The sequence below is a fragment of the Nitrospirillum amazonense genome (genome assembly GCF_029594735.1).
Lineage (GTDB): Bacteria > Pseudomonadota > Alphaproteobacteria > Azospirillales > Azospirillaceae > Nitrospirillum > Nitrospirillum amazonense.
In genome coordinates this window covers 1,996,555-2,013,279 of sequence record NZ_JARPAF010000002.1, presented here as the reverse complement: position 1 = coordinate 2,013,279, position 16,725 = coordinate 1,996,555, and the positions used below count along the sequence as shown (strand labels likewise).

Below are 16,725 nucleotides of genomic sequence, written 5' to 3'. Positions count from 1 at the left end.
GGGTTGGAACTGCCTCAGCCCAGGTTGAAATGGGTGATGGCGGCGGCGATGTCGTCGCCAAAGCTAGGGCCCAGCCGCACGGTCGCCACCTCGCCGGGCACGCCCTTCAGGCTGGCGGCGTCCAGGCTGGTCAGCAGCGCCATGGGCACGCTTTCGGTCAGGGAGATGGCCTTCAGCGCGCGGATCAGGTCCACTCCGCCGAGGCCGTCCATGACGGCGGACGCGATGATCATGTCCGGCGGTACGCGCACGGCCACGGCCAGCGCCTCGATGGGATCGGCCAGGGTGTTGACCTTGAAGCCGCAGGCCGCCAATTCCGCCGCCACCCGGCGGGCCACGATCTTGTTGGGACTGACCAGCATGATGTCGACGTCGTGGACTTCCACGTCGGCAATGTCGAACTCATAGCGCGAGGGCAGGGCGCGGATGACGGCGTTGGTGGCCGCCAGGTCCGGCGTGTCGTCCCGGTCCGCGGCCTCGGCGATGCGATCGGCGAACGTGTGCAGGTCGACGATCTGGCTTTCCGTCAGATCCTTCAGGCCCGTCAGGTAGGCCTCCAGACGCTGGGCGATCAGGCTGACCAGGGGGAAGCCGAAGGAGGTGCCGGAACCACGCAGGCTGTGGGCGTCGCGGCGGATGGCCAGCAGGCCGTCGGCGGTGGGGATGCGCCCCAGCGACACCGCCTTCAGCGTCTCATACAGCGCGCCCAGGCGATCATGGACGTCGTCGCGGAACTCGACCTTGAGCTGTTCAACAAGATCGTCGAAATCGGTCTGCTCAACCATGGCGCCCCTCAAACATATCCCGTGGATCTAGCCCGCGGGTGCGCCGGAGCGCAAGACGCGGACCGTCGCGGCGCTCCAGTGCATTGGTATCGGTTGGTGGTGCTTCAATGAAAAAGGCCGCCCGGGGTGGGCGGCCTTTCATCAGGTGACGGCCTCAGGCCGCTTTGCGCAGTTCCAGCCTGCTCCACACGTCCAGCAAGGCATCCACCAGGCGGGCCATGTGATGGTCGTCGTGGAAGGGCGTGGGCGTGATGCGCAGCCGTTCCGTGCCCCTGGGCACGGTGGGGTAATTGATGGGCTGGACATAGATGTCGTGCTTGGTCAGCAGATCGTCGCTGGCCTGCTTGCACAGGCGCGGATCGCCCACCAGCACCGGCACGATGTGGCTGACAGATGGCATGACCGGCAGCCCGGCCTCCGTCAGCAGACGCTTCAGCGTGGCCGCCCGTTCCTGATGCAGCACGCGCAGCTCGTCATGCTCCTTCAGGTAGCGGACGGAGGCGGCGGCGCCGGCGGCGATGACCGGGGCGATGGAGGTGGTGAAGATGAAGCTGGAGGCGAAGCTGCGCACGCAGTCGACCAGGGCGGCCGAACCGGTGATGTAGCCGCCCATCAGGCCAAATGCCTTGCCCAGCGTGCCCTCGATGACCGTCAGCCGGTCCAGCACGCCGTCACGCTCCGCCACGCCGGCACCCCGGGCGCCGTACATGCCCACGGCATGGACCTCATCCAGATAGGTCATGGCGCCGTGCTTGTCCGCCACGTCGCAGATCTCGGCGATGGGGGCGATGTCGCCGTCCATGCTGTAGACGCTTTCGAACGCCACCAGCTTGGGGCGGTCGGCCGGGTATCGGCTCAGCAACTGGTCCAGATGCTCGGGGTCGTTGTGGCGGAAAATATGCTTCTCAGCACCACTGTGCCGGATGCCCTCGATCATCGAGGCATGGTTCAGCGCGTCGGAGAAGACGACGCAATTGGGCAACAGCTTGGGCAGCGTCGACAGCGACGCCTCATTGGAGATGTAGCCCGAGGTGAACAGCAGCGCCGCTTCCTTGCGGTGCAGGTCCGCCAGCTCCCGCTCCAGCAGCACGTGGTAGTGGTTGGTGCCGGAGATGTTGCGGGTGCCGCCGGCGCCGGCGCCGGACTTGGCCAGCGCCTCGCGCATGGCCGCCAGCACCACCGGGTTCTGGCCCTGGCCCAGATAGTCGTTGCTGCACCACACGGTCACGTCGCGCGGCGGCTCATCCGGGGAAGGGTAGTAGGAGGCGATCGGAAACTCACCCACGCGGCGTTCCAGATCGGCGAACACGCGATAGCGGCCCTCGCGGCGAAGGCCATCGATCTGGGAGCGGAAAAAGGCTTCGTAATCCATCTGTCCGATGGCTCCTTCGTGGAGCGGTCCTCTAATCCTAGAAGACCGGCGGCAAGCTACCGGTCGACACGACAACCATCACCGACCAAGTGCTCACTGTCCTCATAGTGGGCAGCGAAATCACCGCTGGCAAGTGCCGGCAGGCCGCGACCGAGCAGAAGTACCATGCCAGTGGACCGGGGCCATCAGCTTTGATGTTGATCAATTCGGCGGGCAAATGGACCTTAACCCCGAAAGCCCGGGGTGAAAAGCCCGGATCCGCTGGACAAATTGCCCAAGCGGTCCGTCTTTGGTCGAACACGGCCTTTTGAGCGGGCGCAACGATATTTTCCATGGACCGGGATGATGGGTAATCAATAGGCGCAGGCGGTACCGCTGGCATGCGCCTCCAGCGTCTCGGCCAGGCGCTGCGCCGCCTTCAGGATCAGGGGTGGGGGGAAGGCGGCATAGCCCAGCACCAGGCCCTGGGTGCCGCCCCGGCCGGCGTGGAAGCTGCTGAGCGGCGTCACGTCAATGGACCGCGCGCGCGCCGCCTGGCGCAGGGCGATGTCGGGGGCCAGGGTGGGGGAAATGCCGGGTACCGTCTTCAGGGCCAGTCCGTCGGCCAGCTTGGCCGCCATCTGCAGCCCGGCCGCCGCCGGCGTCAGGGTCAGCGCGCCGGCCCACAGGCGGCGGGCGGCATCGATCAGCGTCTCGCGCCGTTCCTGGTAGGTCAGGCGAGAGCGGCGCAGGTGGGAGGCAAGGTGCCCTTCGTCGATGAACTCCGCCAGCGCGCTCTGCTCCACCACGGGGGCGTGCAACTCGAACAGGGCGCGCATCTCCAGCGCCCGGTCCAGCAGGTGGTCCGGCACCACGAGATAGGCGATGCGCAGGCCGGGGTAGAGAATACGCTCGAACCCGCCGACATGCAGCACGCGGCCGCCCCGCTGGGCGGCCCGGTCCCCCAGGTGGGCCCCGGGGCGATCCCCCAAGCGGTCAAGGCTCATGAGGGTGGCCGGCGGGCGGGTTTCGAAGGTGAAGCCGCCGTCGCCGTCATCCTCGATCACGTGGGCGTCGGCGCGCGCGGCCCAGTCCAGCAGGGCTTGGCGGCGTTCCAGGCTCATGACCGTGCCCAGCGGCATCTGGCAGTTGGCGGTGACCACGGCCAGCCGGGCATCCGGCGCCAGGGCCGCGCCTTTGGCGGGATCCAGCCCGTCGGCATCGGCTGGAACGGGTACGGGCGTCATGCCCAGGCGTCGCACCAGGGCTTGCGTCAGGGGGCAGCCGGGATCCTCCGTCCACACCCGGTCGCCCGGGCTGGCGGCCAGGCCCACCGCCAGGTCCAGGGCGGCGGCGCGGCCGGGCAGGATCAGGATCTGGTCGGGATGGCAGCGCAGGCCACGGCTGGCCTCCAGGAAGCTGGCCAGCGCCACGCGCAAGGGGCGCCAGCCGGGGGCGCTGTCCCGCTCCAGCGCGCGGGCCGAGAGGCTGCGCCAGGAACGGCTGAGCACTCGGCGCCAGGCCTCGATGTCCAGCTGGTCACCGGCGGCGATGCCGGGACGGAAAGGCAGGGTGGGCGACGGCAGGGCCGTTTCCGCCGGCCCCGGGCCCTGGGCGCGCGGCGCCGGGGCCCGAACCTCGGCCGGGGCGTAGTCGGGGGGCAGGTTTTCCACCACGAAGGTGCCGGATCCCACGCGGGATTCCAGGTAGCCCTCGGCCGTTAGGCGCTCGATTGCCGCCACGGCGGTGTTGCGCGACAGGCCCATGTCGCGGGCCAGGGTGCGGGTGGAGGGCAGGCGCTCGCCGGGCGCCACCACGCCGGTGGCGATGGCATGGCGCAGGCGGTCGAACAGGCGCTGTTGCAGGGAGCCGCCTTCACCGCCGTCCGTCAGCGTGAGCAGGGGCCCGCGTCGGCTTTTCATGGGGCGTCTCCGAGGGGGGAGCAGGGCGGCCGGAACTGTCGGCCGAAGGGAAGCCGGCGGACGGCGCTACGCGCTCGCCGTCCGCCGGGTGCGATCGGGGATGGCCACACGACCATCAGGCCATCCCGTTTCGAACCGGTGGCGGGGAAGGGGCGCCACCACCACCGGTCTCGCATCGGTGCGGAGGGGCCGCCAGGCGGCCCACGATTCCCCGTCGGGGCTCCGCGGAAGGGGAAGGGTTAGCGGTCCAGTACCTTGCCGCTGGTGGCGTCGACGCGGAAGGACTTCAGCGGAATGCCCTCGGCGGTGACGACGGGGACGTTGTAGTACTCGTCCTTGCGGGTGGCACTGCCGACACGCAGGTTGGCCTTGTCGTGGGCCTGCAGATAAGCCTGGACAGCCTTGCGGGCGTCAGAGCTGCTGACCATCGCGTCGTCGGCGAAGGCCGGGGCGGCGGCGCCCACCAGCAGGGCGGTGGCGGTCATCAGGGCGGCGAAACGGTTCATGGTGGTTCTCCTCGGGTGGGGGCTTTTAGCGGGCCGCCGGGTGGGTTTGGCTGAAGTTTGGCCCCCGGGGCCTCAGGCTTTCCTGTTTTCGTTGACGGTCCCATCTGACCATGGCCCTGTTTCGCCGAGATTTCCGCCAGGCCGGTCGAATGAAACAGTGCGTAACCGGCCTTGCGGGCATTTACAGTGTCGTTACAACATCCCCGTCGGACGCGACGGAGATTGCCGGTACAGTTGTCCATGCTCGGATACGCCCTTTGGGAAGCGCCTTGTGAGGCGTTGTCCGGCGGGCGGGTTCGGGCCCGCATATGGGACGAGAGATGTCTGAGAACATTCATCTGCTGGTGGTCGACGACGACCGGGAAATCCGCGACCTGCTGACCCGCTACCTGACCCGCCACGGCTACCGCGTCACCGCCGCTCGCGACGGACAGGAAATGCGCAAGTTCCTGGCCGACCGGAACATCGACCTGATCGTCCTTGACCTGATGCTGCCCGGCGAGGACGGCCTGGCCCTCTGTCGCGCCATCCGCGCGGAATCCGGCCCGCCGGTGGTCATGCTGTCGGCCATGGGCGAGGACGCCGACCGCATCCTGGGCCTGGAGATTGGGGCCGACGACTACCTGCCCAAACCCTTCAACCCGCGCGAGCTGGTGGCGCGCATCAAGGCCGTGCTGCGCCGGTCGCAGGCGGCCAACGTGGGCGGCAGCCCGGCGGCGGGCGCCTTCAGCTTCGCCGGCTACATGCTGGACCCCGCCCAGCGCCGCCTCAGCGCCGCCTCGGGCGAGGAGATCGCGCTGACGGCCGGGGAATATGAGCTGCTGCTGGCCCTGGTGCAGCGGCCCCGCCGCGTGCTGTCGCGCGACGACCTGCTGGAAATCACCCGCGGCCGCGCCGCCGGCCCCTTCGACAGGTCCATAGACGTGCAGATCAGCCGCCTGCGCCGCAAGATCGAGACCGACCCCGCCGACCCCGCCATCATCAAGACGGTGCGATCCGGCGGCTATATCTTCTCCGCCGAGGTCGGCACGCCATGAGGGCCGTCACCGACCGCATGTCGTATTCCATCTTCGCCGTGCTGGTCGGCGGCATCCTGCTGAGCCAGGCCATCGCGCTGGGGCTTTACCGCACCGATCGGGCGGAGGCCGTGGCGGCGGCGCAGAGCGGGCAGCTGGCCGGGTGTCTCGCCAGCATCGCCGGCGTGGTGGACCACCAGCCGGCCGACATCCGTGACAAGATGCTGGCAGGCCTGCGCGACGGCAATTTCAAGGTCAACGTCGCCGGCACCACCCAGGACGTGTCGCTGGACGTGTATGAGAAGCCCAAGGTGAATCCACCCGGCCCCCATCACACGGACATGATCGCCCTGCCGCCCTTCGGCACGATCACCACCCCCCCGCCGGAGCCCAAGTACGTCATGGCCAGCCACCAGCTGGCCGATGGCAGCTGGCTGAACGTGCACATCCCCATGGCCGGGGCCGACGCCCTGTCGGAACCGGGTTTCCTCGCCTCGCTGGCGGGCAGCGCCGCCGTGGCCATCCTGCTGTCCGCCTGGGTGCTGGGTTTCACCACCCGTCCCCTGCGCCGCTTCGCAGCGGCCGCCGACCGGCTGGGCGTGGACATGAACGCCCCCTCGCTGGATGAGACCGGCCCGCGTGAGGTGCGGCTGGCCGCCGCCGCCTTCAACAAGATGCAGCGCCGACTGCGCGCCTTCGTGGAGGATCGCACGCGCATGCTGGCCGCCGTGTCGCACGACCTGCGCACGCCGCTGACCCGCATGCGCCTGCGGGCCGAGTTCGTGGACGACGACGGCGTGCGCGAGAAGATGCTGGAAGATCTGGGCGAGATGGAGTCGATGATCGGCGCCACGCTGGCCTTCGCCCGGGACGAAGCGGCGCAGGAAACGCTGGAGCCCCTGGACCTCAACCTGCTGCTGTCGCGTGCGGCGGAGGATTATCGGGACGCCGGCAAGCCCGTGGGCTTCAGTCCGGCGCCGGGCCCGGTGCGGGTGGTCGGACGGCGCACGGCGCTGAAACGCGCCTTCACCAACGTGGTGGAAAACGCCCTGAAATACGGTATCAGCGCCGACGTGGCCGTGGCCGTGCAGGGTGAGACGGTGGCCGTCTCCGTCACCGACCAGGGGCCGGGCATCCCGGAGGCGGAGTGGGACAACGTCTTCCGTCCTTTCTACAGGCTGGAGGCCTCCCGCTCCCGCGACACCGGCGGCACCGGCTTGGGCCTGTCGGTCGCCAACGACGTGGTGCGTGCGCACGGCGGTGAAATCCGCCTGGAGAACCGGGCGGAGGGCGGCCTCAAGGTCATCCTGCACCTGCCGCTGGAGGCGGCGCGATAAAACCGCACAGGCGCCGGTGCGGGTTACGTCTTCCCACAGGCTGCGGGCGCCGTTGGGGGCGGCCCACACGGTCGGGGGCGCATGACGGGCGGGTGAAGCCCCTGGCGGTTCCCCCCTGGCCGTGGCTATGATGCGGTGGTCGAACCCGTGCGCTTGGCGCCGTCCCGGTTGGGAAATGCCATCGCCCCGTTTTCCGCAGAGCGCCTCGCCTTCGCGTGCCCTTGAGATTCCGTTATGGCCATTCAGAACCGCATCGCCGATTTCCACGCCGACATGACGGCTTGGCGGCATCACATCCACGAAAACCCTGAGGTGGCGTTTGAAGAGACGCAAACCTCCGCCTTCGTGGCCGAGAAGCTGAGCGAGTTCGGGATCGAGGTGCACCGCGGCTTGGCCGGCACCGGCGTGGTGGGCGTGCTGCAGGGGGAGGGCCGGGACACTGGCAAGACCATCGGCCTGCGCGCCGATATGGACGCCCTGCCCATGCAGGAGGAGAACACCTTCGCCCACGCCTCCAAGGTGGCGGGCAAGATGCACGCCTGTGGCCATGACGGGCACACCACCATGCTGCTGGGCGCCGCCCGCTATCTCGCCGAGACACGCAACTTCTCCGGCACCGTGAACTTCATCTTCCAGCCGGCCGAGGAAGGGGCCGGTGGCGGCAAGCGCATGGTGGAGGAAGGGCTGTTCGACCAGTTCCCCTGCGACATGGTCTTCGGCATGCACAATTGGCCGGAACTGCCACCAGGCAAGATGGGTGTGCGCTCCGGGCCGGTCATGGCCGGCGCCGACCGGTTCGAGATCACCATCCAGGGGCGCGGCGGCCATGCCGCCCAGCCGCACCTGGGAGTGGACCCGGTGGTGGTCGCGGCCCAGCTGGTGGTGGCCGCGCAGACCCTGGTCAGCCGCGGCCTTTCGCCCGTGGAATGCGGCGTGGTCAGCATCACCCGCATCCATGCCGGCACGGCCTTCAACATCATCCCCAACGAGGTGAAGCTGGCCGGTACCGTTCGCGCGCTGACGCCCGAGATACGCCAGCAGCTGGAGGATGGCTTGCGTAATCTGGTGCGGACCCTGCCACCGGTGTTCGGTGCCACGGGTGAGCTGGTTTACCACCTGGGCTATCCGCCTACCATCAACCATGCCGACCCCACGGTCATCGCCGCCGCCGTGGCCGCCAAGGTCGCGGGGGCGGAGAACGTGCTGGGCGACATGGGGCCCAGCATGGGGGCGGAAGATTTCGCCTACATGCTGAACGCCCGCCCCGGCTCCTATGTCTGGCTGGGCCAGGGCGGCAGCGCCCTGGGCTGCTCCCTGCACAACCCGCGCTATGACTTCAACGACGACGTTCTGCCGATGGGCGCCAGCTACTGGGCGACCCTGGTGGAAACCGTTCTGCCCCGGGCGGCATGATCCGGCCCTGGCCAATCCGCCGGGAGGGTTCCCGGGTCGCGGCTTCCGCCCGCTGTGACAGCCGGGCGGGAGATGGATGTCGTGGCCACCGTGCACGGCCGGCGCGCCGCATGGCTGCGCTGGGGCTGGCTCTGGGTATGAGCGCCGCTTTGACAGGCTGTTCCGGCAGCTTGGCGTGGCTGGGGGGCGAGCCGCCGCCGGACGACAACGCCCTTCCCCCCGCCGTTTCCCCCAGTCTTGTTGGGCGCGGCGAATGGCACGGCGGGCTGAGCCGGGCGCAAAGCACGACATACCTGGTGGCCCGCAACGCCGCCGAATGGCAGTCGCTGTGGGACCTGGTGGGGATGCGTGTCCCCGGCGCTCTGCCGGAACGGCTGATGGCGCTGGGTGTTTTCCTCGGGTCCCGCAACTCATCCGGCGCGGGGGTGGAGGTGGTGAACACCCGCGTGGAACATCGGGATGGCATGCGCGACCGCCTGGTGGTCGAATATCACGAATTCGACCAGTCCTCGCGCAACACCGCCACGGGCAGCTTGACCAGCCCTTACGCCATCGTCCTGGTGGATTGGTCGGACGCGCCGGTGCGTTTCGCCCGGGTGCCTTGACCCTCAGAGATGTCGTTCCCCCAGGCTCCGGCGGTGCCGGTCCGGACCTATGAGGGTCTGCCATCGACTTGTGTTCAACCGAAACAAAAGGCCCGGGAACTTGGCGGTTCCGGGCCTTCGCTTTTCAAGCCTCAGGACTACGCTTGATTTGGCAGCACGGTTTCCGAGGGAAGGGGAACCGGATCCAGCTGGCTATAGTCAGGGACGATATGGTGCAGCAGGGCCTGAAGGCGAGCGGCGTCGGCGGTGGCGCAGGCCGCGTCCAGCTCATCCAGCGAGCGGCGCAGGATAGCCAGGTCCACCGCGCGGGGCGAGGCCACCAGCACGCCTTCGGCCGAGGTCTGTTCCGGCGGTTCGGCAGCGGCGAACATCTCTTCATACAGCTTTTCGCCGGGCCGCAGGCCGGTGAAGGTGATCTTGATGTCCTTGTCCGGGCGCAGGCCGGCCAGGCGGATCATCTGCCGGGCCAGGTCGACGATCTTCACCGGCTGGCCCATGTCCAGCACGAAGATGCGGCCACGGTCGTCGCGCCCGGCGTTCATGCCGTAGGCGGAGGCCTGCAGCACCAGTTCCACCGCCTCGCGCACGGTCATGAAGTAGCGGCAGACTTCGGGGTGGGTGACGGTCAGCGGGCCGCCGGCGCGCAGCTGGCGGCTGAACAGCGGCACCACCGATCCGGTGGAGCCCAGCACGTTGCCGAAGCGCACGGTCATGAACCGGGTTTGCCAGCCCTTGCCGGCGCCACTGGACGCCACGATGTCCAGGGCCTGGCAATAGCACTCGGCGATGCGCTTGGTGGCGCCCATGACGTTGGTGGACCGCACCGCCTTGTCCGTCGAGATCAGCACCATCGCGGCGGCACCGGCGGCGATGGCGGCATCGGCGACGTTGCGCGTGCCCATGACGTTAGTCAGCACGCCCTCGACCGGGTTCAGCTCCACCATGGGAACATGCTTCAGGGCGGCGGCGTGGAACACCAGTTCCGGCTTCTCCTCATGGAAGACCTCCATGAGGCGGTTGCGGTCACGGACGTTGGCCAGCACGGCGCGGCAATCCAGGTCCGGGCAGTTCTCCCGCATCTCCATCTCGATGGAGTAGAGGTTGAACTCGCCATGATCCAGCAGGATCAGACGGCGCGGCTTCAGCTGCGCGATCTGGCGGGTCAGTTCGGAACCGATTGTGCCGCCGGCGCCCGTGACCAGCACGGTGCGCCCGGCGACCAGGCCGTCGATGGCACCCTTGTCCAGGGCCACCTGGGGGCGGCCCAACAGGTCCTCAATGACGATGGGGCGCACGGTCATGGGCCCCTCGTTCACGGCGTCGCGGAAGTCGGTGAGGTCGGGCAGGCGGGCCAGAACCAGATTCAGCGCCTCGCACTTTTCCACCAGTGCGCCCAGCCTGGTGCCCGACAGGCGGGCGCGGGGGCGGGTCAGGATCAGGCGGCGCGGGCATTGCCCTCCGGCGGCCAAGTCGCCGACCACGGACGACAGCTCGGCCAGGCGGCCCAGCACCTTCACGCCGTGGATCTCGCGGCCGATGCGGCCGCCCTTGTCGTCCAGGATGCCGACGACGCGATAGGCGGCGTCGCGATCCGTGGCCATGGCGCGAATGAAAATCTCGGCTTCGTCACCGGCGCCGACCAGCAGCACGGGAATGCGGTCGCGGGCGTTGCTTTCCAGAATGCCGGCCAGGCGGCGGTCCTTGGCCAGGCGGTACAGCAGGCGCGGCCCGCCCAGCAGCACCACCAGCACGAACCAGTTGATCAGCGGCACGGAGCGGGGCAGGGCGTCCAGCCGCGTCACCAGGAACATCAGCAGCAGGAAGACCAGGATGGTGGTGGTGACGGCGCGCGCGATGGCCATCAGATCGCGCAACGAGGCGTAGCGCCAAACGCCCGAGTTCATACCGAACAGTCGGTAGGCGGCGGCGGCGATGATGGTGAAGAGTGCCGCGCCGGGAACCAGGGCTTGGGTATAGTGGATGATGCCATCCCCAACCCTCAGGTACAGCGAAACAATAAACGAAATCCCAGCAACCAAAATGTCATGAAAATATGCAAGGAAGCGCCGATCAAAAATAAGCGGCAGCTTGAAGGTTTCTTTTAATTTACGCATGGCTCCAGCCTGCGGTTGATTGTTTATGGGCGATTAACAGAGCGTGACAGGGGCACTGAAATCGCATATCCGAGAATGTATTTCTAAACGCCTGACGCGATCCTGACACTATCCGATACTCTGCTGCAAGTGCGAAAAAGGATTGGCAGGGCATATGCCTACTCCATTAGGCAGGCCGTTTTTCAACGTCCTGAATTGGCCAGCGGCGGCCAGGAGGACATCCGTGGCCAATCCTTGTCAGCGGTACTCCTGAAAGCTTCCGGATGATAGTGGTCAGAAGCATGAAACCATTGGGAATCTAGAGACACGACCGGCGCGGAAAATAGGTCTTTCCGACTAGAAGGGAAGCGATAAGCGGATGGATCTGGGGTGCGTCCTCACGAGCGCAACCACGCGAAAATCCCTTTGCTTTTGGGCTTCGCCGCCGGCGCTTTTCCGCTCGGCCGTTTGGCGCCCGCCGTGGCTGGGGTGGAGGATCCTGGCGTTTTTATGCCGGCGTAGTCACGCTTGAACCGCTCCAGATCCTCGCGCAGGCCAAAACGGAAAGACACGTGCAAGACCTGGGAACGGCGGTTCAGGCCTGGGTCGAGTTTTTCTTCCATGCCCAGAAACTCCACGGCCCAGCGACCCCGAATATTGGCCCGAATCCAGTCTTCCGCCTTGTCCATGTCGCCGGCGGAGTTTAGTTGCAGTGTTGTCGTGAAATCTTGCTCAGCACTCACGCTCGCCTCTCAGGTCATTTCCTGGTTGAACGGATCAGGCATGATCATCCTGGCGTCCTACTCGATCTCGCGATCAGGGACGGTCTGTCGGCCGGGCCGGCGGTCCGGCTCCCCGAGTCGCTAGCGCGACCCCGCTTCGCGGCGCAGACCTTAGACGACCCCTGCCGCGGGCGACTACGCATCTCCCGGACAGCAAGGGACCGGAAGCCGTATGGCCGATGGAGATAGATGCCCTACCGACGTATCCCGGCGACGATAGCTGATGCCTTGGCCAGCGGCCTCCGCTAGCGGCCATTGAACGCGCCAGAGGTGCCTGTGCCGGATCCGGTATCGACAGGGCCATAGGATCGGGTAGGGTCCCCGCCTCGGTTTTCGCCAGCGGACGTTACCTCCAGATGTTCCCTACCTTGCTTCAGCGTGGCTTCCAGGTGGAGTTCCTGTCCCATGCCCGGGCTATCCTGGGCGTCGACTTCCCCGACGCCATGGCCGAGCTGGACGCCGTCATCGGCGCGCTGTCCATCCCCGTCACGGAAATCGTCGGGTCTGGCGGCGGTGAGGCCAAGATCACCCAGCGCCTTCGCCGCTCCCTGGCCGAGCATGGATGGGAGAAGGCGCACTTCACCATCGAGAAGCGGGTGAACGGCAAGCGGCGCGAGTCCATCAGCCACGAGGTGGACCATGTGCGCGACGTGCCCGGCGTCGGCGTCATCGCGCTGGAGATCGAGTGGAACAATAAGGACCCGTTCTTCGACCGGGACCTGGAGAACTTCAAGCGACTGCATGCCGAGGGTGTCATCTCCGTCGGCGTCATCGTCACCCGGGGCCGTAGCCTGCAGGATGAGATGGTGCCCATGGTGCGCCGCTTCGCCCAGGGGCGGGGCCTGACCTGCGACGCCGACGTGCTGGCCCTGGGCCTGCGCCCCACCACCCGGCAGCAGGATGACGTGGCCCGCCGCATGGCCGGCGGTGCGCCGTCCTTCGCCGAGGCCTGGGCCGCCTCCTTCTGCCAGGACAAGTATGGAGCGGCCACCACCCATTGGCGCAAGCTGGAGGACCGGGTGCACCGGGGCGTGGGCAATCCATGCCCGCTTTTGCTGATCGGCATCCCGGCCGAGGTCGTCACCTTCGACATCCCCCTGTCGGACATGCCCAGGGCGCCGGTCCCGGAACCGGTGGAAGCCGAACTGCCGTTTTTCTGATTCCTCAAGCGCCGGCGGGCCGTCCGGCCCTTGGCTCATCCCCGATTTCCAGTCCGCCTTCGGCTTCCCAGAAATCTCCAGCGCCTGCGGCCGCGGGCTGGTCGCTGCGCTCCGGCTTTTCTCACAGCAGGTCGCGCAGGCGGTACCACAGGCCGGCCAGCACCAGCAGGGGCACGCGCCAAGGGCCGCGCACGAAAGGGTGCTGGGGCAGCCGGGCGAAGACGTCATAGCGCTCAGCCTGGCCCATGATGGCCTCGGCCAGCAAGTGGCCGCAGATGCCGGTGAGGGCGACGCCGTGGCCGCTGTAGCCGTGGGCGTAGTAGGTGGTGGGCGACAGGCGGCCCAACTGGGGCAGGCGGCTGACGGTCATGCCCACGCTGCCGTGCCAGAAATGATCAATGCCCACGTCTTTGAGCTGAGGGAAGCAGTGGACCAGGTCCCGCGCCAGCTTGGGCTTGGCGTCAGGCATCGCCCGGTTGGCGTAGTTGACGCGGCCGCCGAACAGCAGGCGGTGATCGGCGCTGCGACGGAAGTAGTGCAGGCCGACGTTGGTGTCCGACACCGCGTGGTCGCCCGGCAGCAGGGCCGCCGCCCGTTCCGTGCCGAGGGGCTGCGTCGCCAGCATGTAGGTGACGATGGGCACCAGGGTGCGCGTCAGCGGCGGCGCCAGGTCGCCCAGGTAGGCGTTGCCGGCCAGCACCAGGAAGCGGGACCGCACGCGGCCGCGGGGTGTGGTCACCACCGGGGCGGCACCCGTGGTGATGGCCAGGGCTGGTGTGTTCTCGTACAGGCGCGCGCCGGCCTCCCGTGCGGCGCGTCCCAGGCCTTGGGCGTAGGCCAGCGGGTGCAGGTGGCCGCTGCCCATATCCTCCAGCCCGCTATCATAGCGCGGGCTGGCCAGCAGGGCGCGTAGCGCCTCGCCCTCCACCAGGCGTAGGCGGTCATAGCCCACGGCGTCCGCGTCGCGCAGCTGGGCCAGCAAATCCCGGCGGTGGCGGGGCTTGGCGGCGGCGTTGATGTAGCCCCAGCGCAGGGCGCAGGCTATGCCGTGCCGGTCCACCCGCCGCACCAGCAGGGCCTTGGCTTCTTCCGCCAAGGCCCACAGGCGCCGCGCGTCGTCGGCGCCGCCAAGCCGCGCGATGGCGCTGATGGATTTGTTATAGCCGCTGATCAGCTGGCCGCCGTTCCGGCCGGAGGCGCCCCAGCCCACCCGCTCCGCCTCAACCACCACCACGTTGTAGCCGCGTTCCGCCAAGGTCAGGGCGGCGGACAGGCCGGTGTAGCCGGCGCCGACGACACAGACGTCGCAGTCCGTATCGCCCGCCAGCGCTGCAACGGCGGGGCCGGGCGGAGAGGAGTGGACGTACCAGCTGTCCGGCCAGCAGGTGCTCATGTCAGCCGGGCAGCCAGCGGCACCACAGCGCCAGGGTGGCGCGGCGGCTGTAAAGGGCGGCGTGCAGCAGGGCGCTGGTCAGCACCGCCAGCAGGCCGGCGTACAGGACGTCGCTGAAGAAATGGCCGCCCATGCCAATGCGCAGCAGGCCCGCGCCGGCCCCGGCGCCCAGCCCGCCATAGAGCCACAGGCGCTGCCGCCGCCGCGCGGTATAGGCGAAGCTGTGCAGGAAGAAGGCCAGCACCGCGTCCCCCGAGACGAAAGAGCAGTTGCGCCCGCAATTGGCCTTGGGCGCCGGCAGCACCGGCGGGGTATAGGGGGCGGCCCCGCCGAATTCCACCACCTGGACGGGGCGGGCGCGGTGCCAATGATCCTTCAGCACGGCATTGCCCAGGAGGCCGGGCCCGATGGCCAGCGATAGCAGCAGGAAGCCCCAGGCGCGCACGTCCGCCCCCAGCAGGGGCCGGCGACGCCAGGCGGTCCAGGCGGTGCCCAGAACCAGCACGCCGGCCATCACCCGGGCGCCCACCTGCACCGCCTCGTGCAGCAGGTTGGCCACCGGATCCGCCCGCCAGGCGAAGCCCGCCTGCTGCGTCCAGAACCAACCGGCCGCGGCCAGGTCCAGGGTGGGTGAAACCGTCGCGTAGGCCAGCAACGCCGCGAGGCCGATCAACGCCATGAAACTCAGGACGCGGGGAAGGGTTGGGGACGGCATGGCGGCGGGACGATCCGGGAGGATGAGGGGGCGTACCCGTCCGCACATACCATCCGATGGGGGCGCTGTCACCTCGGCATAAGCCGCAAGCGCTAGGGTTCCCGCCAGCTTTGGCCGCTGCCATGCCGCATTCCCGCCCCGATATGATGGGACGGTCCCTGTCGATTTTGTCCGGTTCGGATCGCCCGTGAGCGGCGGTCCCATCCCCGATATCGAGGTGTACGACCCCATGGCCGTCCTGGAAGAATTCATCCGCAGCAACCGCATCACCGAGGTGGAGTGCCTGGTGCCCGACCTGTCGGGCATCGCCCGGGGCAAGATCGTCCCGGCGGAAAAGTTCCTGCGCATCCTGCGGGATCGCGGTTTGCGCCTGCCCGAAAGCGTGTTCATCCAGACCGTGACGGGCGACACGCCACCCAACAGCGTCACCAACCCGGAAAACTCCGACGTCTACATGCTGCCTGACCCGGGCAGCGTGCGCTTCGTTCCCTGGTATGAGGCGCCCACCGCCGCCGTCATCTGCGATTGCGTCTATGCCGACGGCACCAGCGTGGACATCAGCCCGCGCTGGGTGCTGAAGCGCGTGCTGGAGCTTTATGCCGAGCGCGGCTGGAAGCCCCTGGTGGCGCCCGAGCTGGAATTCTTCCTGGTGGCGGTGAACAAGGACCCGGACTATCCCCTGGTCCCGCCGGTTGGCCGCTCCGGCCGGCAGGAAAGCGGGCGCCAAGCCTTCGGCATCGACGCGGTCAACGAGTTCGATCCCATTTTCGAGGCGGTCTACGATTACTGCGAGCAGCAGGACATCGACGTCGATACCATGAGCCATGAGGCCGGTGCCGCCCAGATCGAGATCAACTTCAACCACGGCGACGCGCTGAGCCTGGCCGACCAGGTCTTCCTGTTCAAGCGCACGGTGCGCGAGGCGGCCATCCGCCATGGCATCTACGCCACCTTCATGGCCAAGCCCATGCAGAATGAGCCGGGCAGCGCCATGCACATCCACCAGTCGCTGGTGGACGCCAAAACGGGGCGCAACCTGTTCGGCCATCCCGATGGCGGCGACACGCCCCTGTTCATGAGCCATATCGCCGGCCTGCAGAAGTACCTGCCCAGCGCCATGCCCCTGCTGGCGCCCAACGTGAACAGCTATCGCCGGCTGGTGCAGGGGTCGGACGCGCCCATCAACGTCCATTGGGGGCGGGACAACCGCACCACCGGTTTCCGCGTGCCCCTGAGCCAGCCGGAGGCGCGGCGGGTGGAGAACCGCGTGGCCGGCGCCGACGCGAACCCCTACCTCGCCATCGCCGCCAGCCTGGCCTGCGGCTATCTGGGTATGGTGCAGGAATTGGAACCCACGGAGCCGGTGAAGGGCACCGCCCATCGCCTGGCCTTCACCTTGCCCCGCCACCAGGGCGACGCCCTGGCCAAGCTGAACGCCAGCCGTCCCTTGCGGGAGATCTTCGGCGAGCGCTTCGTCGCTTGCGTCACGGCGGTGAAACAAGCCGAGGACGCCGCCTATCAGCAGGTGATCTCCAGTTGGGAGCGGGAGAATTTATTGCTCAATGTTTGATGCCCTGCGGGCGCCGGCATCCGCCGGCTTGCCATCCTCGATGTCCGGTCCGCTGACGCTCCCCGGCAATCTCCGGC

The 16,725-nt window shown here is 68.1% G+C and carries 14 protein-coding genes; 6 read left to right on the top strand and 8 right to left on the bottom strand.

The window, feature by feature from the left end; genetic code table 11:
- Window positions 1-14: 14 nt before the first annotated feature.
- The 4 genes from P5F91_RS15240 to P5F91_RS15225 all read right to left on the bottom strand — a co-directional run bounded on the left by P5F91_RS15240 (window position 15) and on the right by P5F91_RS15225 (window position 4,564).
- Window positions 15-785, bottom strand: a complete 771-nt coding sequence (locus P5F91_RS15240) for an Hpt domain-containing protein (protein ID WP_145609166.1) — start codon at window positions 783-785, stop codon at window positions 15-17.
- 154 nt (window positions 786-939) lie between these two features.
- A complete protein-coding gene (gene hemA / locus P5F91_RS15235) occupies window positions 940-2,157 on the bottom strand; it encodes a 5-aminolevulinate synthase (RefSeq protein ID WP_145609167.1) in 1,218 nt (405 codons plus the stop codon).
- 353 nt (window positions 2,158-2,510) lie between these two features.
- Window positions 2,511-4,058 (bottom strand): aminotransferase-like domain-containing protein, encoded by a 1,548-nt coding sequence (locus P5F91_RS15230; protein WP_145609168.1) that lies wholly within the window; start codon window positions 4,056-4,058, stop codon window positions 2,511-2,513.
- Between the two features lie 239 nt (window positions 4,059-4,297).
- A complete protein-coding gene (locus P5F91_RS15225; RefSeq protein ID WP_145609169.1) occupies window positions 4,298-4,564 on the bottom strand; it encodes a hypothetical protein in 267 nt (88 codons plus the stop codon).
- A gap of 320 nt (window positions 4,565-4,884) precedes the next feature.
- Between P5F91_RS15225 and P5F91_RS15220 the strand changes: the two genes are divergently transcribed.
- The 4 genes from P5F91_RS15220 to P5F91_RS15205 all read left to right on the top strand — a co-directional run bounded on the left by P5F91_RS15220 (window position 4,885) and on the right by P5F91_RS15205 (window position 8,935).
- Window positions 4,885-5,601 carry a response regulator gene (locus P5F91_RS15220; RefSeq protein WP_145609170.1) on the top strand — a complete coding sequence of 239 codons (717 nt, stop codon included), beginning with the start codon at window positions 4,885-4,887 and terminating at the stop codon, window positions 5,599-5,601.
- A complete protein-coding gene (locus P5F91_RS15215; RefSeq protein WP_145609171.1) occupies window positions 5,598-6,917 on the top strand; it encodes an ATP-binding protein in 1,320 nt (439 codons plus the stop codon). Before P5F91_RS15220 ends, P5F91_RS15215 begins: the two co-directional genes overlap by 4 nt.
- Window positions 6,918-7,151: 234 nt before the next feature.
- Window positions 7,152-8,330 (top strand): M20 aminoacylase family protein, encoded by a 1,179-nt coding sequence (locus P5F91_RS15210; RefSeq protein ID WP_277907541.1) that lies wholly within the window; start codon window positions 7,152-7,154, stop codon window positions 8,328-8,330.
- 137 nt (window positions 8,331-8,467) lie between these two features.
- A complete protein-coding gene (locus P5F91_RS15205) occupies window positions 8,468-8,935 on the top strand; it encodes a hypothetical protein (RefSeq protein WP_145609173.1) in 468 nt (155 codons plus the stop codon).
- Between the two features lie 137 nt (window positions 8,936-9,072).
- On the opposite strand, the gene P5F91_RS15200 is transcribed toward P5F91_RS15205, so the two are convergent.
- Both P5F91_RS15200 and P5F91_RS15195 read right to left on the bottom strand, forming a co-directional pair.
- Window positions 9,073-11,049 (bottom strand): polysaccharide biosynthesis protein, encoded by a 1,977-nt coding sequence (locus tag P5F91_RS15200; RefSeq protein WP_145609174.1) that lies wholly within the window; start codon window positions 11,047-11,049, stop codon window positions 9,073-9,075.
- 377 nt (window positions 11,050-11,426) lie between these two features.
- Window positions 11,427-11,771 (bottom strand): hypothetical protein, encoded by a 345-nt coding sequence (locus tag P5F91_RS15195; protein WP_145609175.1) that lies wholly within the window; start codon window positions 11,769-11,771, stop codon window positions 11,427-11,429.
- Between the two features lie 395 nt (window positions 11,772-12,166).
- On the opposite strand from P5F91_RS15195, the gene P5F91_RS15190 reads away from it, so the two are divergent.
- A complete protein-coding gene (locus P5F91_RS15190; RefSeq protein WP_088871697.1) occupies window positions 12,167-12,970 on the top strand; it encodes a BglII/BstYI family type II restriction endonuclease in 804 nt (267 codons plus the stop codon).
- A gap of 121 nt (window positions 12,971-13,091) precedes the next feature.
- Here the strand turns inward: P5F91_RS15190 and P5F91_RS15185 are convergent, their stop codons facing one another.
- Both P5F91_RS15185 and P5F91_RS15180 read right to left on the bottom strand, forming a co-directional pair.
- Window positions 13,092-14,363 carry an NAD(P)/FAD-dependent oxidoreductase gene (locus P5F91_RS15185; RefSeq protein ID WP_145609176.1) on the bottom strand — a complete coding sequence of 424 codons (1,272 nt, stop codon included), beginning with the start codon at window positions 14,361-14,363 and terminating at the stop codon, window positions 13,092-13,094.
- A 1-nt stretch (window position 14,364) separates the two neighbouring features.
- Window positions 14,365-15,078: a phosphatase PAP2 family protein gene (locus P5F91_RS15180; RefSeq protein WP_145609177.1), complete on the bottom strand. Its 714-nt coding sequence runs from the start codon at window positions 15,076-15,078 to the stop codon at window positions 14,365-14,367.
- 229 nt (window positions 15,079-15,307) lie between these two features.
- Between P5F91_RS15180 and P5F91_RS15175 the strand changes: the two genes are divergently transcribed.
- Window positions 15,308-16,648: a glutamine synthetase family protein gene (locus P5F91_RS15175; RefSeq protein WP_277907885.1), complete on the top strand. Its 1,341-nt coding sequence runs from the start codon at window positions 15,308-15,310 to the stop codon at window positions 16,646-16,648.
- The last annotated feature ends 77 nt before the right edge of the window (window positions 16,649-16,725 follow it).

What these genes read in the sequence shown, in the direction of transcription:
- P5F91_RS15215 (WP_145609171.1), top strand. Translation starts at nt 5,598, where the DNA reads ATGAGGGCCGTCACCGACCGCATGTCGTATTCCATCTTCGCCGTGCTG.
- P5F91_RS15205 (WP_145609173.1), top strand. Translation starts at nt 8,468, where the DNA reads ATGAGCGCCGCTTTGACAGGCTGTTCCGGCAGCTTGGCGTGGCTGGGG.
- P5F91_RS15230 (WP_145609168.1), bottom strand. Translation starts at nt 4,058, where the DNA reads ATGAAAAGCCGACGCGGGCCCCTGCTCACGCTGACGGACGGCGGTGAA.
- P5F91_RS15180 (WP_145609177.1), bottom strand. Translation starts at nt 15,078, where the DNA reads ATGCCGTCCCCAACCCTTCCCCGCGTCCTGAGTTTCATGGCGTTGATC.
- P5F91_RS15190 (WP_088871697.1), top strand. Translation starts at nt 12,167, where the DNA reads ATGTTCCCTACCTTGCTTCAGCGTGGCTTCCAGGTGGAGTTCCTGTCC.
- P5F91_RS15225 (WP_145609169.1), bottom strand. Translation starts at nt 4,564, where the DNA reads ATGAACCGTTTCGCCGCCCTGATGACCGCCACCGCCCTGCTGGTGGGC.
- P5F91_RS15175 (WP_277907885.1), top strand. Translation starts at nt 15,308, where the DNA reads ATGGCCGTCCTGGAAGAATTCATCCGCAGCAACCGCATCACCGAGGTG.
- P5F91_RS15220 (WP_145609170.1), top strand. Translation starts at nt 4,885, where the DNA reads ATGTCTGAGAACATTCATCTGCTGGTGGTCGACGACGACCGGGAAATC.
- P5F91_RS15200 (WP_145609174.1), bottom strand. Translation starts at nt 11,049, where the DNA reads ATGCGTAAATTAAAAGAAACCTTCAAGCTGCCGCTTATTTTTGATCGG.
- P5F91_RS15240 (WP_145609166.1), bottom strand. Translation starts at nt 785, where the DNA reads ATGGTTGAGCAGACCGATTTCGACGATCTTGTTGAACAGCTCAAGGTC.
- P5F91_RS15185 (WP_145609176.1), bottom strand. Translation starts at nt 14,363, where the DNA reads ATGAGCACCTGCTGGCCGGACAGCTGGTACGTCCACTCCTCTCCGCCC.
- hemA (WP_145609167.1), bottom strand. Translation starts at nt 2,157, where the DNA reads ATGGATTACGAAGCCTTTTTCCGCTCCCAGATCGATGGCCTTCGCCGC.
- P5F91_RS15210 (WP_277907541.1), top strand. Translation starts at nt 7,152, where the DNA reads ATGGCCATTCAGAACCGCATCGCCGATTTCCACGCCGACATGACGGCT.